The organism is Streptomyces sp. NBC_00690, from assembly GCF_036226685.1.
Lineage (GTDB): Bacteria > Actinomycetota > Actinomycetes > Streptomycetales > Streptomycetaceae > Streptomyces.
Genome location: NZ_CP109009.1, coordinates 745,071 through 761,719, shown reverse-complemented (window position 1 = coordinate 761,719; position 16,649 = coordinate 745,071). Strand labels below are relative to the sequence as shown.

The following is a 16,649-nucleotide window of genomic DNA, read 5'->3' as shown; positions in this document are numbered from 1 at the left end:
GGGGGCACGGCCAGGCACGTCTGGTCCCCGATTCGCATGTGGCTAACACGCGCCCCCCGAGCGCTGGCACCGTTTCGACGCAGCGGCGGGGGCAGATCCGGACTTCGCCCCCCGTTTGAATGAATCCGCAGGAGGGAGGAGATCTCGAAGGAGCAGGTACTTCTGTGGGCCGACACGAGCCCACCTTCTCGGCCCGCCTCGGTCGCATGCCCATGCTGCATTGTTCTCGGGGTCACCGGGTCCTGAAGCGGCGGTGGAGATTGCGGGCGACGTGTACGCCCGGGCCGCCGAAGCCGACGATGTCGACGCGTCCGTCGCCGGTGATGTCGGTGAGGAACCGGGGGTGGCGGTAGACCCGCCAGGCGCCTGCGTTGTCGTTGTATCCGAACCCGCGGCATACGAGCTCGGCCTGCGCGAAGGTGCCGTCGCCGTTGTTGTGCGATACCCAGACGCCCTCGTTGCCGAAGCCGACGATGTCCGGGGTCCCGTCGCCGGTGACGTCGGCCAGGAGCCGGGGGTGCTTCACGCCTGTCCATCCCTGGGCCTGCCCGTAGTCGTTCAGGACGAGTTGGGAAGGCTCGAACGTGCCATCGCCGCGTCCGCGTGCGACGACCACGCCCTGCGGGCCGAAGCCGACGATGTCCGGTACCCCGTCGCTGGTGGTTGCGGCCACGAACCGGGGGTGCTCCCTGACCGAGCTCCATCCCTGGTCGACCCCGAAGTCGTCGAGGACGTACAGAGGTTCGGCGAACGCCCCTTCCTCGTCCTGGAGCGATACCCAGAGGCCGTCGTCGTGGCAACCGACAATGTCGAGCTTGCCGTCGCCGGTGGTGTCGGCGAGGAAGCGCGGATGCTTGTCGACCAGCCAGCCACCGGCCTGCTTGCCATGGCCGAACGCCTTGAGGACGGGTTCGTCGGCGAGCGGTGCGAACTTTCCTTCTTCGTCCTGGAGGGAGACCCGCAGACCGTCGTCGTGGCAGCCGATGATGTCGAGCTTGCCGTCGCCGGTGGTGTCGGCGAGGAAGCGCGGATGCTTGTCGACCAGCCAACCGCCGGCCTGCTTGCCATGGCCGAACGCCTTGAGGACCAGTTCGCCGCCTTCGGGTGTGAACGCCCCGTCCTCGTCCTGTGCTGACACCCGGACTCCGCCGGCACACAGGGCGACCACGTCGGGCTTGCCGTCGCCCGTCAGATCCACGACGGACCACAGATCCGCCGAGTTCGGAGTGGCCACCCCCTGGTGCAGCGGGCGCTCGTCATCGAACGTCCCGTCGCCTCGGCTGGACGAGGTCACGGCTCCCTTCGTGGCCCTGATCCCCACGATGTCGGCCCGCCCTGTTCCCTCCGTGTCGGCGAGGAACCGCGCACCGACCCCGGCCCAGCGGCTCGGTTCCCCGCTGGGAGAAGGGGTGAGCGCATCGTTCTTCCACCCGGCGGTGTCTTGGTCGCTCCCGAACTTCTCCAGAACCAGCAGTACGTTGCTGAAGGAGGGCGTCGCGTCGGGTGCCGGTCGCAGCGAGGGCTTGTTGTGGGTCAGCCTCCAGGACTGGCGGCTGTTCCAGTGGCTCAGCGGTGCCCAATCCAGTACGAGGTCGCTGGTGCGTTCCGGCTCGGCCGGGACGAATCGCCACCGCTGGCTCTCCGCGAGGTCGTCGTACTCGCGAAGGATGATGCGGGTGTCGTCCTTCCCGGGTTCGTCGAGGTCGAGCACTGTGCCGTCGGCCGCGCCCTCGATGAGGTAGAGGCCCGCTTCGCCCGCGACGGGGACGAGGTGCCACTGCTGGCCCTTCTTGCCCGAGGCATCCGACTGGCGGATGCCCTGGCCCACGGCGGCTGGGGTGTCGAGCACTTTGCTGCCGGCCGTGTTGCGGATGACGTACGCCGGGTCGTCCTGCGAGCCCGGTACGGGGAGGAACTGCCACAGGTCCGGGCGTGGGCCGTCCTCGGGATGGTCGCGGACGACGAGGCCCCCGCCCGCGGCCGCCGAGGCTTTGGCGCCGAGGGGCTGGCCTGTGGCGGCGTTGACGATCTCCAGCTTCAGTTCTTGCGTGGGCACGGGCATCGTGGTGCCTCTTCCAGGCGGTTGGTGCGACTACTTGGGACGGGTGCGGGGCGAAGGTGACCGCGGCTCAGGTGAAGACGTGGTGGTAGGGAACGTCCCACTCGTTGGGCAGCCGCGGGTAGAAGGTGTTGATGACCGTCCCGGTGAAGTCCCCGCCCCAGTTGTAGGTGAGCCGCGCCTCGCTGTCCTTCGCCACCGCGTGGTCCTTGAACCCGAGGATGGCGTCGGGGTGGGTAATCGGCACGAAGGTGATCCCGCCCCACGGCGTCACCGTGACTACCCACAGCTGGGTGTCCTCCGTCGCACCGTTCTTCCCGCGCCACTTGTCGGCCACCTTGCCGGGCAGGCCCACCTGCAGGGTGTCGGCCGTGCTCTGCGGGGCATCCTGGTGAACGGTGACGCGTCGGCGCTGCGGCTTCGGAGCTCCGTCGTCGCCGCGACCGGCATCCGCGTCGGCCGTGCCGGCGGCGGGGGGCGTCACCTGGCCCGCGGCGCTCTCGATGAAGTACAGCGGACGCTGGCCGAAGAAGCCGCCGGGGGTGATGTGCCAGAGGTGGCCCTGCGCGTCCTTGGTGGCCGGGTCGAGCGCGGTGGCCAGCTTCACGCCCTTGTCGTGGCTGCTCGCCGCCAGTTCGGCGGGTCGCAGGTAGCCGCCGTTGAAGGCGTGGACGAGCATGACGGGGCGGTTCTCGACGAGTGCGGCCACGATGGCGTTGTCGTAGCTGTTCACCGCCACCGGGCCGCCGACCACCAAATTCGCCATTGCCGTGCGTTCTTGGGTGTACATCGCGGAAACCTCACCTGTTCTTGATGTGGAGAACAACGCCTCAGGCGCTCAGTGAAGTGGTTTATCACGTGCCATTACCGGACGGTCAATCACTCGCGATCGATTCGACTTCATAAGCGAATGTACGATCGGAGTAAATGCACCCGAAGTGGCAACTTTCGAGGTCAGGACGCTAAGGGGAGATGCCGGAAAATCCTCGATCGGGTGATCAAAGCTGCCGCAGATTCTTGATCACCCGTTTGAGTGCGATATCCGCAGGCGCCTCCTCGGGTTGCTGGGGCCTTGCTAGTTTCGCTTGCCGGAGCGTGTGCAGATTCTCTTTTGCCATTTCACCGATTGCGGTTTCGGCCAGATCAGTCGAGGACAGAAATTGCCTTCCAACGCGTACAACCTGGAACGGGCCAAGCGTCAGCCGCTGACGAAGAAGAACCTGCGGGAACTCAACATCGAGCAGACCTGGCAGTCCATCCTGGATCACCCCAACCTGGCCTACGTCGACGACTACGGGGTGCGGCACAAACCCGTCGGGTTCTCCGTGAACAAGTCGAGCTTCGGCGCCTTCTCCGGCACCGCGTACCAGCTGGGCTGGCTCGCTTACATGAACCTCGGGGAGCCGCTGATCGAGGAGCGGCGCAACATCACCCAGCCCCCGCCCGACACGTTCTCCTCGCGCACCTACGTCAACCGCAGCGGCTCCGATATGAACTTCACCGACTCGGTCGACTTCACCGTGTCGAACGGCGCCACCTGGTCGCTCTCGGGAGACACCAAGCTCACCTTCGGCGGCAACGTCAGCGCCCAGCTCCAGCTGCAACTGCAGAACAAGCTCGGCCTGAACCTCCAGGGGCAGCTGGGGACGCAGCTGAAGAACGAGATGTCCAACAAGAACGCCAATACGATGACCAACAAGAACAGCAAGGACAGCGTGGGCGTGGACAACGCCAACACCGTCGACACGTCGGTGAGTAACGGGATGACAAATTCCGCATCGGCCTCGATGACCGGCTCGGTGGATTTCACCACCACGGGCAGCGCCTCCGGCACAGCGGGCCTCAACGCCGCCCTGGCCCAGGGCATCGCGGCCTCCGTCGGCGGTTCCCTGTCCACCGGCTGGGCCTCGAAATCGCAAATCTCCGGCACAGTCCCGCCGAACTCCCGCGTGGAGACGATCGTCACGCAGCGCCGCGCCCTCAAGCAGTACACCTACGAGATTCCGGTGACCTTCTCCGGGCTCCTCGCGGTGAAGTACGACGTACCGGTGGCCGTCCTGTCTCCCCCGCAACCGGACGACTACCCCCGGCTCAACCAGCTGGTAGCCCGCGACATCAGCGACCTCGACCTGGCCGGCGGCGGCTTCCGCATGAAGGGGCTGGCCGAGGTCGTATCCGCTCTGGAGGTCCACCACACGATGTTCGACGGGGAGAGCCTCACGGACAGCGAACGAGACCTGTACAAGCAGCCGTGACCGGCGGGCGGCGCCGCCCCAACGACCAGAGGTGACGACCATGGTGTTCAAGAACGTTTTCGACTCCGCCGGAACGGGCGCGGGGCTTTTCTCGGTGATCACCGACCGCGACAAGTCGCGACCGGGAGCGGGTGTCGATTTCGAGGACGCGGATGACGACACGTACGATGACACGACCACGAGCCTGTTCGCGAGCGGGATCCACGGTGCTTCCCACCGGGCGAAGATCGTGCAGGAACAGGCGCCAGAGGCCCGGGTCATTCTGGGCTTCCTCGCCTCCTTCATCCAGACCACCCAGGCATCCGCCGGCGCCCAGGCCGCCTACGCCCAGGACCCCGGTTCGGTGTCGACGGCCGCGGCAGCCGGCATGGACAAGTCCAGCGAGACGGTGACGCAGCGCGGCGACCTGCAGAAGGACGAGGGCCTGCAAGCACCGAAGAGGGATGACTTCAAGGCACCCGACGCACCTGCGTCGCCCTCGGCCGAGGAGCCCCCCAAGGCGCCCAAGGCCACCGCCGACAAGCCGTCCGACCCCAAATAGGGTTCACAGGCAGGTCCGAGTGGTCAGGGGCGTCGCCGCCCCTGACCACTCGTGCGTTCACGCCGGGAGCAACTGCCACTGCCGGTCGCGGTGGTCGCCCTGCGCCCCGTACTGCTTGATCACCGCGGGGGCGTTGGTGTCGACGCGCAGCAGCAGACCGCTGTTGCGGTTCGCGATCTCGTACACCCGCGGGGTGTCGGTCACCGACCCCACCGGGATCAGCCGCCACTGCTGGTGCTCGGCGTCACTTCCCTCGTAGGCGCGCTGCGCGACCACCGCCCCGTCTGCGGTGCCTCCTCCGACGACCTCCAGGACCTTGCCGCTGCGCAGGTTCTCGATCCGGTACAGAACCTCGCCGGCGTCCTGACCGGACGCGATCAGCCGCCACCGCTGGTGCGTCCGGGGGGAGGCGAGGGACTGGTGGATCTCGGCCCCGTCCCTGGTGGACTCACGCAGGACACCCATCCGCAGCCTGCTGCGCACGTTGGCCCAGGACGCCACCGTGCCCGACTCGGGCAGCCCGGCCATCCTCTCCGACGCGATCTTCCGAACCCGGTGGTTCAAGTGATCGGCGATGTAGAGGGTGTCGACGCAGTCCACAGCGAGCCCGAACGGCTGGTTCAGCTTGGCGGCAGTCGCCGGACCGTCGTCACCGCCGAAGCCTGCGACTCCGGTTCCCGCGACTGTGCTGATCGTCCCATCGGACACGACCTTCCGGACCCGGCTGTTGTTGTAATCCGAGATGAAGAGAGCGCCCGTGCTGTCCACCACCACACCCAAAGGGAAGTTCAGCTTGGCGGCAGTCGCCGGACCGTCGTCACCGCCGAAGCCTGCGACTCCGGTTCCCGCGACTGTGCTGATCGTCCCATCGGCTGCGACCTTCCGGACCCGGTGGTTGGCGGTATCAGTGATGTAGAGGTTGCCCGCACCGTCCACGGCCACCGCGTACGCCCGGTCCAGCTTGGCGGCAGTCGCCGGACCGTCGTCACCGCCGAAGCCTGCGACTCCGGTTCCCACGACCGTGCTGATCGTCCCGTCAGCGGTGACCTTCCGGACCCGGCTGTTCTTGTGGTCGGAAATGTAGAGGGTGCCGGTGTTGTCCACCGTCACCCCCAACGGGTAGTTCAACTTCGCGGCGGTGGCGGGTCCGTCGTCACCGCTGAACCCCGCCGTACCGGTGCCGGCAACCGTGCTGATCGTCCCGTCAGCGGTGATCTTCCGGACCCGGTGGTTGTTGGCATCGGTGATGTACACGGTGCCCGCGCTGTCCACCGCGACCTCGCGCGGACCGTTCAGCAGTGCCGAGGCGGCAGGGCCGTTGTCGCCCCGGTAGCCTGCCGTGGCTCCGGCGGCCGTGCTGATCTTCCCGTCGGTCGTGATCTTCCGGATCCGGTGGTTGTTGAAGTCGGCAATGTAGAGGGTCCCGTTGCCGTCCACCGCGCTTCCGAAGGGACGGTTCAACTCAGCCGAAACAGCCGCTTCGTTGTCCCCTTTGAACCCCGCAACTCCGGTCCCCGCGACCGTGCTGATCCGAGGTGCCGACTCCTCGCTGCCGATGGCTTCCGCCTGTGGAGTGCTCACTGTCATCCTTTCACCGATTGCCGACCGCCCACTACAGCCGGTTGTAGATCGATTCCAACAAGACATGCGGGCATCCGGGCGAAGAAGTCACTGATGGGTGACTCCTCGTATGCCCTTGACGCCGCCTACCCGGCTCGGCGATCGTCCCCCGGGAGGAGGCGAACGGGCGCGGCGAGCCATGCGGTCGGCCATCTGCGGCGGACAATCGGCCCGTGCCTGAGATGCTGCGTATCTGGATGAGAGACGAATCCCGGCAGGTCGAACGGCGTGCCGCTCTCGTGCCCGAGGATGCCCGCAAGCTGATCGCGAGAGGGGTGCGCCTGACGGTCGAGGAATCGTCGCAGCGCGTCTTTCCCGCCCGTGCGTACGCCGATGCCGGTTGCGTGATCGCGCCGCCGGGCAGCTGGACGAGTCAATGCCCCGAGACGGACGTCGTCCTGGGCCTCAAGGAACTCCCCGACGAACCTGCGGACCTGATTCATCGGCACGTTTTCTTCGGTCACGCCTACAAGGGGCAGCCGGAGGGGCCGCGGGTGCTGCGGCGCTTCGAGGCCGGCGGCGGCACCCTGCTCGACCTCGAACATCTCCTCGACGCCGAAGGCTGCCGGATCGCGGCCTTCGGTTACTGGGCGGGTTACGCGGGCGCCTCACTCGCCGTTCTCCAGCACTGGGGCGAGCTGACGGTGCCGCTCGCTCCCTCATCCAGTGAGAAACTGCGCAGACGGCTGAGCGTCGGCCGACGTGGAGGTGGCGTCACCGCCGTGGTGATCGGAGCGGACGGGCGCTCGGGGCGCGGGGCCTGTGATGCACTGCGGACGGCCGGCATCCAGCCGACCCGTTGGGGATCCGACGACACCCGGGACCTGGACCGGGACGCGCTGCTCGCGCACGACATCCTCGTGAACGCCGTCGGATGCGATCGGCCCGTACCTCCGTTCCTGACGAAGGCCGACCTCGACGACGAGCGGCGGCTTTCGGTGATTGCCGACGTGACCTGCGACGTGGGATCTCAACTGAACGCCCTCCCCGTCTACGATCACGTCACCGACTGGGACACCCCCGTGGAGCGGCTGCGCGAAGGCCCCAGGCCACTGGACGTCATCGCCATCGACAACCTTCCATCCCTCGTTCCGGCCGAGGCCAGCCGGGCCTTCTCCGCCGACCTGTGGCCCCTTCTGCTGTCGCTGCGGGAAGGCTCGGAAGTCTGGGACCGCTGCCTGGCGGCATTTCGTCACGCCACGGCCTCACTCGGCGGGCGGGGCTGAACGGCCCAGAGCCCGTTCTGGATCGACGCCGGGAAGCTCGGCGAGCCACAGCGCGTGGAGGACGGCCTCCTCCTCGGCGTCACCCATCGCAGTGCCGGCAGGGCCCTCTGCCGTCAATACACCCGTCAGGACGTCCTTCGCCCCGGCACCGGGGCCGAACTGGAGTTTCCCGCGCCGCAGGATCTCGTCCGGCAGCCAGCCGGCGAAGGCGTCCCGTAGGAGCTGCTTCTCCTCGATGCCGGGACCGGTCATCTTGGGCTCCGGCGGAATCGACAGGGCCAGCTCGATGACGTCCCGGTCCAGGAAAGAGGCGGTAGGCCGGTGCGGGTACGGCTGGCAAAGTGGGGCGTGACCCTGACTGACCCATCAGCGCCCTGCGAGACTCGACCGCTGTCCATGAGATGCCAACCCCGATGGCTGGGTCTCCAGGCACCACACGGCCGACTCGGCTGGACCCGCTCTCTCGCGCTCGGCCCCGGCCCGTCCCTCAAAGAACCACTCTCGTTCGCCACATGGCGTAGCCGACTCGACGGTGCGGCCGAGGTTCCGAGGTGCGGCGGCGGATGGACGATGCCGCATACACCCGGTAGGGGCCGTCGGCTCGCGCCGTAGGCCCCGTATCCTCTCCCACTGGAGCACGCGGGTGGGCTGTCGCTGCCGTCAGGCAAGTGCCGCTGGTCCGATGACGTGTGATCCGAACCTGGCCCGGGGTCGGTCTGCGGCGGCTTCGACACGTCGCCTCGCCTCGTCAGCGGGGTCGAAGGTGAGCTGGTGGACCATGTCGGAGGCTGCTAGCAGGTCTTGGGCACGCATGGCGATGCCTCGTACTCGTGCTCTTTGGAGTGCTAGTGATTCGTACAGTTCGTATCCGGCCTGGGTCAGAGCGGTGCTGTGGCTGGTGGGCTCGGCGAGGGTACGGCTCTTCGTCGTGTTCGTGCGGTCGGCGTAGTGGACCGTGAGGGTCAGTCGTCGGGTGATCTGGGCCTCTGTCCGCAACCGCCACCCGAGCCGTTCGGTGAGGGAGAGCACCGCGCGTCGGTGCCGGTCTGGGGCAAGCTCGTCCAGAGGACCCGGGCGGTGGCCGGTTCTCTGAACTAGCTCCTTGAACGTTGGAGGTCGGTCGTTTGGCTTCTGGAGTGCTGCATCGCGGGGCCCCGGGCATCGGGACGAGGACCCTCACTGGTGAGAATCACTCAACCCGATTACCTGGCTGTGCCGCTCCGGTAGGAGTGCTGTTGGCCGGACCGTCTCCGTCCGTCGGTGGTGGCGATCGAGACTGTCGTTCCCCGCGCGGGCCAGCGGGCCCAGGTGTCCGGCCTGGCGTGCGGGCCGGACACCGGGGCGCTGTTCTTGCTCTGGTCGGCTAGTCGTTCACGCCGTAGTAGTCGGCGAGGAATTGGGCGATGGTGGCGGCGTGGGGGAGGAGTTGGGGGAGGTGGGTGGCGAGGGCGGTGCGGGTGGCGTCGGCGAGTTCGGCGCGGGAGGCGGTGGCGGTGGAGACGTAGGGGTCGAGGCGGCGGATGAGTTCGTAGTTGCTGGCGATGTCGACGGAGCGCAGGGCTCCTTCGACGGGGGGTGCTCCGGTGGGTGGGACGGGGGGCAGGATGCGGGAGATGAAGGTGACGCGGTGCAGGACGCGCCAGCAGGGGGGTTTGCGGGTGCTGTGGCGGGCCTGGCGCAGGGCGGTGGCGCCGGGGTCGTTGCTGTCGGTGAGCCAGGCGGGGTCGGCGACCTTGTTGTAGAAGTCGTCGAAGTGGTTGGTGTCCTGGCCGAGGTAGAAGGTCATGAAGCGGTAGGCGTCGACCTTGCCGGGGACCTTGACGGGTTTGCCGGCGGTGTCGTACTTGGGCTGGCCGTTCTCGTATTTCTGGAGGTCGCGGGTGGGGTTGCAGGTCACGTCGAGGCTGTGGGAGCGGGTGGCTTCCTTGCCGCGTTGGCGGGTGACGGTCATCCCGCCGCCGACGGAGGCGTCGAACTGGAAGGCCGCGCCGACGCCGAAGACCCCGAAGGCGAATTCCAGTGAGCCGGTGACCGAGCCGGAGACGCTGTAGGAGCCTCCGGTGGTCTGGGTGACCACGTCGGTGGTGCCGGTGGTTTCGGCGAAGAATCCGCCGTCGGCGGTCCAGACGTAGGTGTTGGCGATGTTGCGGTTGGCGAACGCCGCCGTGGACTGGGTGGGCGGGTTCTTCTCCGGCGCGCTCGGCGGGGTGCCGACGAAGGACTCCAGGACCTTGGCGGCACGGCCCGCGGTGGGGTCGGGGTCGTGGGTCTCGGTGGAGACGGTGTTGTAGTAGTTCTCCAGTTCCTGGCGTTCGCGCAGGATGCGGCGCTTGATGGCGTACGCCTCGCGGGGTTTGAAGTAGCTGTACTCGCCGCGCCCGCTCGCGTTGGGATAGGAGGGGTCGAGGACCTTGCCCTGGTCGTTGAACCCGACCGCCCCGTCGAGAGTGCCCTGCTTGGTGTAGCGGGGGTTGATGGGGAAGGTGATGATGTTCCAGTCCTTGGGGATGTCCGGGTTGGGCATCATCCGGTAGGCGACCAGCGCCCCGGAGTGGGCCAGGCGCAGGGCGTAGACGTCGGCTGTTTCGGACTGGACCAGGGCGTAGCCGTTGTTGACGGGGAGGTAGCGCCGGCCCACGGAGCTGTTGAGGATCCGGGCGGGGTCCTCCCAGGTGCCGGTGAGGGTGGCGGTGGTGTCGCGGTCGGTGCTGGTGCCCTGGGAGACGGAGGTCTCGTCGGTCCAGCCGTTGGAGTATTCGAGGCTGCCGCCGACCCGGGCGCTGAGGGTGATGTCCCCTGCGGGGAAGGCGGTGCCGAAGCCGAGAGGGGCGAGGATCGTGAGGATCTCCTCGTCCACCTCCACTCCTGCGGACATGCTGAAGGCCATGTCGACGCTGCGTTCGCGGGCGGCGGCGAGGGTGGAGGTGACCTCGTCGGCCTGTTTGAAGGTCACCTCCGAGCAGCCGGTGGGGTCGGCGCCGCCGGTCAGGTTTTCCGAGGGGACGGGGGGTGCGCCCTCGATGAATCCGATGAGCTGGGGGTCGAACTGGACCTGGCTCACCCATTCGCTGATCAGGTCGCCGACTTTGTAGCCGGTGGTCAGGTGCCAGGATCCGTTGTCGATGTGGGCGTAGGCCCGCTTGAGAACCCCGTATGCCTCGCCGCTGCGCGTGTACTGGAGATCGGCGTACTCGGTCGCCGCGGGCGGTGCGGAGATCAGGCTGTGGAAGGGGGTGAGGACTCCGGCGACGGCCGAGCGGACGGCGGCGGTGTCGGTGGAGACCGGGGCGGTGGAGAGGACGACCCGGGGCCGGGTGGCGTCCGCGCCCAGCGCGAGGTGGTTGCCGCGCAGGGAGTGGTCCCGGACCGATTCGGCGGTGGCGGTGGTCGACTCGCCGTCGAACGGCCAGTACGCGACCAAGTCCTGCTTGTCGCCCTTGAGGCGGGTGAACAGGCTGTCGAGGAGCTGCTCGGGGGTGCGGGCGGTACGCCACAGGCGCACCTCTTCGAGGGTGCCGTCGAGGAACTCGGCGAAGGTTCCGGACCGGCTGACCGCGCCGAGGGTGAGCTGGTCGTCCCCCCAGTACGCCGGCGGGTTGGCCGCCGGGACATCGCAGGCCACGGGGTGTCCGTTGCGGTGGACGAGGAACTCGCTCGCCAGCGGGTCGGGGTCGGCTGCCCAGCGGGCCCTGCGCAGCTTGAGGTGGTTGCCGCCGACGGGGTCGGCGGTGGTGTTGCCGTCGTTCTCCTCGAACGTCCACCGGGCGAGCAGACCCTCGTCCCTCGGCTGGAGCGCCGTGCCCAGCTTCGCACTCTCGCGCGCCCTGCCCCAGATCCGCACCTCGCCGACCGTGCCCTTCAGCCCGTGGACGGCCGCCCCTTCACGGGCGCGGCCGATCTCCAGCAGCCCGTCGTTGCCCCGGGGCCCGGGACCGGTGTAGCGGCTGGTCCCGGCGCTGGTGCCGTCCACGGTGAAGGAGATGTCCTGCCACTCCTCCACATCGACCCGCTCCACCACATCCACACTCCGGTTCGTGGTGGCGCCGGAGGCGTCGGTGACGGGGAAGTTGCGGGTGCCCTTCACATCCGTGGTCGTGCGCCCGGCTTTGCGGACGACGGCGAGGCGGTGGAAGCCCGCGGCGACTGCGGTGGAGGACACGAACCGCTTGATGACCGGGCCGGGCTCCTCGAAGACGAACTCCAGTTTCCCGTCCGCCCGGACCGCGAACTGATACGGCACGCTGCCGCCCGCCCCGTCGCCGAGCGCGCCTTTGGAGACCAGGCCCTGCCGGGCGCCGATGGCGTCGATGTGGGCGAACACCTCGATCGTCAGGTCTCCGGAAACATCGAGCTGGTCGGCGTCGGGTGCCTCCGCCCACGCCGTGCCGTCGAACCGCAGGGCCCAGGACTGCTCGTACACGGCCGCCAAGTGCGCCCACTGGCTGTAGGGGAAGCTGTCGCGGCTCTGGCGCACCTTGTTCCCCGCCGCCGCCACGATCCGGTACTCGGACAGGGCGGAGTCGCAGGCGGTCGGGCTCTCCCAGGCCGTGCCGTGCAGGCCGAGCCCGCTGACGTCCTGGAGCCTGCGCTCGGCCGGCTGGGAGGCGTCCCAGATCCAGGAGCCCACGAGTCCCGGCTCGGCGGTGGTGATCCGGCGGTTCCGGTCGGCGCCGATCTCCGCGGCAGTCCGGGCCGTGGTCCAGCCCCGCAGCTCCGCCATGCTCCCCGAGAAGAACCTGTACCCCGTGTCCGCGTCGCGGCCCACGACCACGTTGACCCTTTGACGCGGCAGAGAGGCCGCTGTCCGGCGGGCTACCTCCACCCCGTCCCGCACGATGGTCTGCACCCGCGTCGTGCGGTTGAAGCTGATGGCCCAGTGGTGCCACTCACTGTCCGTATAGCTGCTGGCCGTGGTGAGGACATCCGCAGCGCCGACCTCCGGTTTCAGGGTGAACTCGAACTTGCCGTCGGCGGTGAAACCCATCACCAGCACGTTGTACTCGATGGCGACGATCGGGTCGGCGACGGTGCGCCCGGGGGTGCGCTTGAGCCAGCACTCGATGGTGAAGTCCCCCGAGAGAGGGTTCCAGGGATTGATCAACAGTGCGTGACTGGTGCCGTTGAACGTGACACCGCCGCCGAGCACTTTGCGGGACAGGGCCAGCGCCGCCTTGGTGCCGCCGCGGTTGACATGCAGGATCCGCGAGCCCGCGGCGGGCACCGAAAGAGGTTTGACCCATGCCTCGGCCGTCAGGTCCCCGGCGGGCACCGTGACCTGGTCGAGCTGGGCTGTGGGCAGGGACAGGCGGTGGGAGGCGGTGCTGTCGAAGGTGAAAGCGCGGCCGGGGGAGTCGCCCCGCCAGCGGCTGCCGTGCCCGGTGACCCGAAGAGTCGCCGTGCCGTCGGGCACGGTGCGCTCCGCTTGGTCCGCACTGACCGTGATCCATCGCGACCCCAGGCCCAGGAACGCGCCCGGGCTGGAGGAGGCGGCCTGGTCGCTGTCGTAGCGGACCAGCGACACCTTCGTACCGGCCGTCAGCCCCGCCCCCGGCGCCGGGACGACACGCAGGGTGGTGGAGCCGACCGGGGTGTCGGTGTTCACCAGATAGGAGTCCGTGCCGATCTGCACATAGGACGGTGCGGGCACGGCGAGGGTACTGGCCGCTGTCAGCCGCACTTGGTCCCCCGAGACACTGGCGACCGTGCCGATCTGGACCGGCTCATCGGAAACACCGTTGACGGCCGCCGCCAGATCCCGGACCTTACGGGGCAGCCGAGTGAAGGTCTCCGTCTCCGTCCCCCGGGTGATCGTCAGATCGCACAGCCCCGCCACCACCGTCCCGTTGACGGTGCACGGGGCGACCCTGATCTGCGTACCGCTGAGGTCGACCCCGGGATCCCGGGCGGTGAACAAAGTGGTCAGCCCGCCCCCGGCAAGCTGCTGCACCCCCGCACCGCCGCCGTGTCGAGATAGGCGGCGAAGAACTGACCGTTCGCACCACGGAAGTAGAGCACCAGCCGGCCCGCCGCACTGTCCATCAGGTATGGCGTCGACGCCGTCCTCGCGAAGCCCAGCAGAGCGCCCGCACTGCTCAGCCCGGCCGTGTCGATCGCCAGATGCGGCATCGGGAGCACCAGATCCGCCGCGCCCAGCAGACCGTTGGTGAGCCGCGCCAGCTCGTCCCGGGCCAGCACGATCTGGGCCTGCTTCGCCGTGAGATCCAGGGTGCGCTGCTCGATGAGACCGGGGAGAGCGGCGAGCCGGGCGATCTTGGTCAGGTCGATGGCCAGCCCGGCCTTCACCAGGGCGGAGGTCTCAGCCCGGTCCTCGGTCCGATTTGTATGAAGGCCGTCGAACCAGAGGTCGTTGCTCACGTTCTGCAAAGAGAACTTCCCGGTCAGACTGCCCTTGACGTACCACTTGGCCGAGGCAGGCAGATTGTTCAGGTTGTGCGGCCAGAGATAGACGACTGTGGGCCAGACGTCCGGGTGCCCGGTGTCGAGAACCTCGTAGTTCGAGTCGAGGTCGACAAACGCCACCATTGGATTGCCGTGACGGCTGGCAGCTCCGGGAATCCGCCACAGAGCGAGACGGACATCGGTGCCGTTCCCGATGGTGAACCAGTATGCGCGCTCGCTGGCGGAGGGGTCGAGGAGTGACTGGCGAAAATAGCCAGAGGCATGGTCGCCCTGTATCCAGAACGCCCACCGGTACGGGTCGGTGGAGTCACCGGCCCGCACGCTTCCGGTGGCGACCTCCGTCGTCAGGGACGCCTTCTCCTGGTTGAGGGCGGCGATCTCCTGGACGATCGTCGTCGCCTCCTGCTCCAGCGCGGTGACCCTGCGTTCCTGGGCGGTGACCTGGTCGACGTTCTGCTCCACCGGACGGCCGATCTCCGTGAGCGCCAGCACGTCCGGGACGGCGGCCAGCCGCCCGTCGACACCCACCCCGAAATCGACGGTCGCGATCTGCGCCTCGGCCGCCGTATTGCCGCTCGGCCGGGTCGCGCACGCCAGCAGCACCCGCGCCTGCCGCTTCGCCGGCTTCGCCACCTCCTGATAGCCGGCGGTGGCCTCTTCCTGCTGGTAGTAGAGGGAGGCGGCCAGCCCGGAGACCACCTCGCGCCCGTCCAGGGTGAAGCTGTCCCGCCGCACCCCGGGGTGATCGCTCACCGAAGCCTGCGAGGTCACCCAGCTCGCCCCGGTCCCGCTCAGCGTGCCGTGCACAGCACTGTCGCTCTGGTCGTACACGCGGGTGCCCGAGCCCTCGTCCAGCCGGTAGTAGGCGATCAGCCCGGGCTCGTTCCCGACCAGCCGGTATCCCCGCTCTTCGGCGAGCTCCTTCTGGGTACGGGCCCGGTTCCAGATCCGCACCTCGTCGATGACCCCGTTGAAGACGCTGCCGCCGCTCTGCGCCGAACCGATCCGTAGCGAGGCCGTGCCGTCCGCCGTGTAGCCGAGCGCGGCGCTGATACTGAGAATGCCGTTGATGTGAAGGGTGGCGACCGAGCCGTTGAACGAGGCGGCGATATGAGCGTACGTGCCTGCCGGTATGGCCTGGACCGAGGTCAGAGCGGTGCCGGTGCTGTGCTCCAGGATGACCCTGCCGGCATTGCTGATCTTCAACTGGAAGCCGCCCTGCCCGCTCCCGGCCCAGCGGGAGACCACGGTGCCGCCCGCCGCGGCGGGCTTCACCCATGCCTCCACTGTGTACGCGCGGCCCTGGAACTTCAGCTTCTCCGCCACTCCGAGATCGACAAAGCCGGCGGTGCCGTTGAACTGCAGCGCGGTCTCGGCCAGCGGGTTCTCCGGCGCGGCCGGCACCAGATCCTTGCCGGTGAACGGGCACGTCCCCGGCTCCCGTTCGAACACCGAACCCCGGTAGACCGGGTCCGGGCTCGTCCAGTACCGCGTGCCCTGGGTGTTGAAGAGGCCGTCCTCGCCCTGCTCGACATTGAACGAGTCGACACGCTTGGTGACCCCGTTGTAAGCGAACACCTGCCACCGCTGCCGGCCCTCCACGGAGGTCGGCGTCAGCACGGCGGTGAACCGGCCCTCGGTCAGATTCCGGACGAACGCCAGCTCCCGCGTGGGCTCGTGGAACGGCTTGCCGTCCATGTCGCTCGCGCCCAGACTGTCCTTCGCCGACTCCGGCTCCGTCCGATGCCGGCTGCGCCGGAAACGGACTTCCGTCACCGGCTTCAGTAACCCGCCCACCAGCAGGAACCGGTCGCACAGCAGCGTGTCCGCGGCCACCGGCACCCGCACCCCCGCCAAGTCCACGGTGAGGTCGCCCCGGGAGGTGTCACCGGAAGAGCCCCCGCCGGAGAGGGAGAACACCGCGTCCGGATGCGCCGCGCCGATGGCCTGCCGCAGCACCACCAGATGGGTGCCGTCCGAGAGCACCTGGAACGGAGCGGCGGCACTCAGCCGGGCCGTCGTGGAGAGGAAACGGTCCTCCTCCGCCGTCCCCAGTTCCTCCTCCGCCCCTGCCTCGACCCGTCCGCCCTTCTTGACCCGGGGCATCGCCGTCGCCGGTGCCACGGCATAGCCGACCTTCACGATCTCGTCGGGAAACGCAAGCTCAGCGGGGTTCTCCGACCAGTACGCCGCGTCCAGCTCCCCCCGCTTCTCGTCGTACGAGGAAAGATCCAGGACCGCATACACGATCCGCCGCTGGTCATCCATCGCGAACGCCAGCGCCGTGCCCTGATGGCGCACCATCGTCGTATGGACATACGTCCGGCCGCTGTAGATCTTCAGCACACTCTGGTCAGCTGTCATGAACCATCCGTTCGATCGAACCCCAAAGCGGGGGCGGAGACTGACGGGGGCTTGCGCAAGGCATGACAAGGACGGCTGTCACACGACAGCCCGGACATTGAGGAACAGGACGGCAAACAGTCCAACATGCCGCCCTAGGCACCGCATATCGAACACAACGTCAA

The 16,649-nt window shown here is 68.3% G+C and carries 10 protein-coding genes; 3 read left to right on the top strand and 7 right to left on the bottom strand.

The genetic code is table 11. The features are described 5' to 3' along the window. Window positions 1-232 precede the first annotated feature (232 nt). A complete protein-coding gene (locus OID54_RS03370) occupies window positions 233-2,062 on the bottom strand; it encodes an FG-GAP-like repeat-containing protein (protein WP_329013643.1) in 1,830 nt (609 codons plus the stop codon). Window positions 2,063-2,129: 67 nt separating this feature from the next. After that, a complete protein-coding gene (locus OID54_RS03365) occupies window positions 2,130-2,849 on the bottom strand; it encodes a hypothetical protein (RefSeq protein WP_329013640.1) in 720 nt (239 codons plus the stop codon). Window positions 2,850-3,219: 370 nt separating this feature from the next. On the opposite strand from OID54_RS03365, the gene OID54_RS03360 reads away from it, so the two are divergent. Both OID54_RS03360 and OID54_RS03355 read left to right on the top strand, forming a co-directional pair. Next, window positions 3,220-4,314 (top strand): hypothetical protein, encoded by a 1,095-nt coding sequence (locus OID54_RS03360; protein WP_329013637.1) that lies wholly within the window; start codon window positions 3,220-3,222, stop codon window positions 4,312-4,314. A 40-nt stretch (window positions 4,315-4,354) separates the two neighbouring features. Continuing rightward, window positions 4,355-4,855: a hypothetical protein gene (locus tag OID54_RS03355; protein ID WP_329013634.1), complete on the top strand. Its 501-nt coding sequence runs from the start codon at window positions 4,355-4,357 to the stop codon at window positions 4,853-4,855. 57 nt (window positions 4,856-4,912) lie between these two features. On the opposite strand, the gene OID54_RS03350 is transcribed toward OID54_RS03355, so the two are convergent. Beyond that, on the bottom strand, window positions 4,913-6,442 hold the full coding sequence (locus OID54_RS03350; protein ID WP_329013631.1) for an NHL domain-containing protein: 1,530 nt from the start codon (window positions 6,440-6,442) through the stop codon (window positions 4,913-4,915). 215 nt (window positions 6,443-6,657) lie between these two features. On the opposite strand from OID54_RS03350, the gene OID54_RS03345 reads away from it, so the two are divergent. Continuing rightward, window positions 6,658-7,701: a saccharopine dehydrogenase gene (locus OID54_RS03345; RefSeq protein ID WP_329027242.1), complete on the top strand. Its 1,044-nt coding sequence runs from the start codon at window positions 6,658-6,660 to the stop codon at window positions 7,699-7,701. On the opposite strand, the gene OID54_RS03340 is transcribed toward OID54_RS03345, so the two are convergent. From OID54_RS03340 to OID54_RS03325, 4 genes are all read right to left on the bottom strand, one after another. After that, the gene (locus tag OID54_RS03340) at window positions 7,681-8,004 is read right to left on the bottom strand and encodes an asparagine synthase-related protein (RefSeq protein ID WP_329027240.1); all 324 of its coding nucleotides are present in this window, start codon (window positions 8,002-8,004) and stop codon (window positions 7,681-7,683) included. The two genes, OID54_RS03345 and OID54_RS03340, sit on opposite strands and share 21 nt — an antisense overlap. 357 nt (window positions 8,005-8,361) lie before the next feature. Further along, window positions 8,362-8,766, bottom strand: a complete 405-nt coding sequence (locus OID54_RS03335) for a DinB/UmuC family translesion DNA polymerase (protein WP_443055749.1) — start codon at window positions 8,764-8,766, stop codon at window positions 8,362-8,364. Between the two features lie 298 nt (window positions 8,767-9,064). Further along, window positions 9,065-13,648, bottom strand: a complete 4,584-nt coding sequence (locus OID54_RS03330) for a LamG domain-containing protein (RefSeq protein WP_329013628.1) — start codon at window positions 13,646-13,648, stop codon at window positions 9,065-9,067. Then, complete coding sequence (locus OID54_RS03325) at window positions 13,621-16,485, bottom strand: LamG domain-containing protein (protein WP_329013626.1); 2,865 nt, start codon at window positions 16,483-16,485, stop codon at window positions 13,621-13,623. The genes OID54_RS03330 and OID54_RS03325 overlap by 28 nt, the downstream gene beginning before the upstream one ends. Between the last annotated feature and the right edge of the window lie 164 nt (window positions 16,486-16,649).

Bases quoted from the DNA above. Each gene is read 5' to 3' on its own strand.
- OID54_RS03370 (WP_329013643.1), bottom strand. From the start codon at position 2,062: ATGCCCGTGCCCACGCAAGAACTGAAGCTGGAGATCGTCAACGCCGCC.
- OID54_RS03365 (WP_329013640.1), bottom strand. From the start codon at position 2,849: ATGTACACCCAAGAACGCACGGCAATGGCGAATTTGGTGGTCGGCGGC.
- OID54_RS03355 (WP_329013634.1), top strand. From the start codon at position 4,355: ATGGTGTTCAAGAACGTTTTCGACTCCGCCGGAACGGGCGCGGGGCTT.
- OID54_RS03350 (WP_329013631.1), bottom strand. From the start codon at position 6,442: ATGACAGTGAGCACTCCACAGGCGGAAGCCATCGGCAGCGAGGAGTCG.
- OID54_RS03345 (WP_329027242.1), top strand. From the start codon at position 6,658: ATGCTGCGTATCTGGATGAGAGACGAATCCCGGCAGGTCGAACGGCGT.
- OID54_RS03325 (WP_329013626.1), bottom strand. From the start codon at position 16,485: ATGACAGCTGACCAGAGTGTGCTGAAGATCTACAGCGGCCGGACGTAT.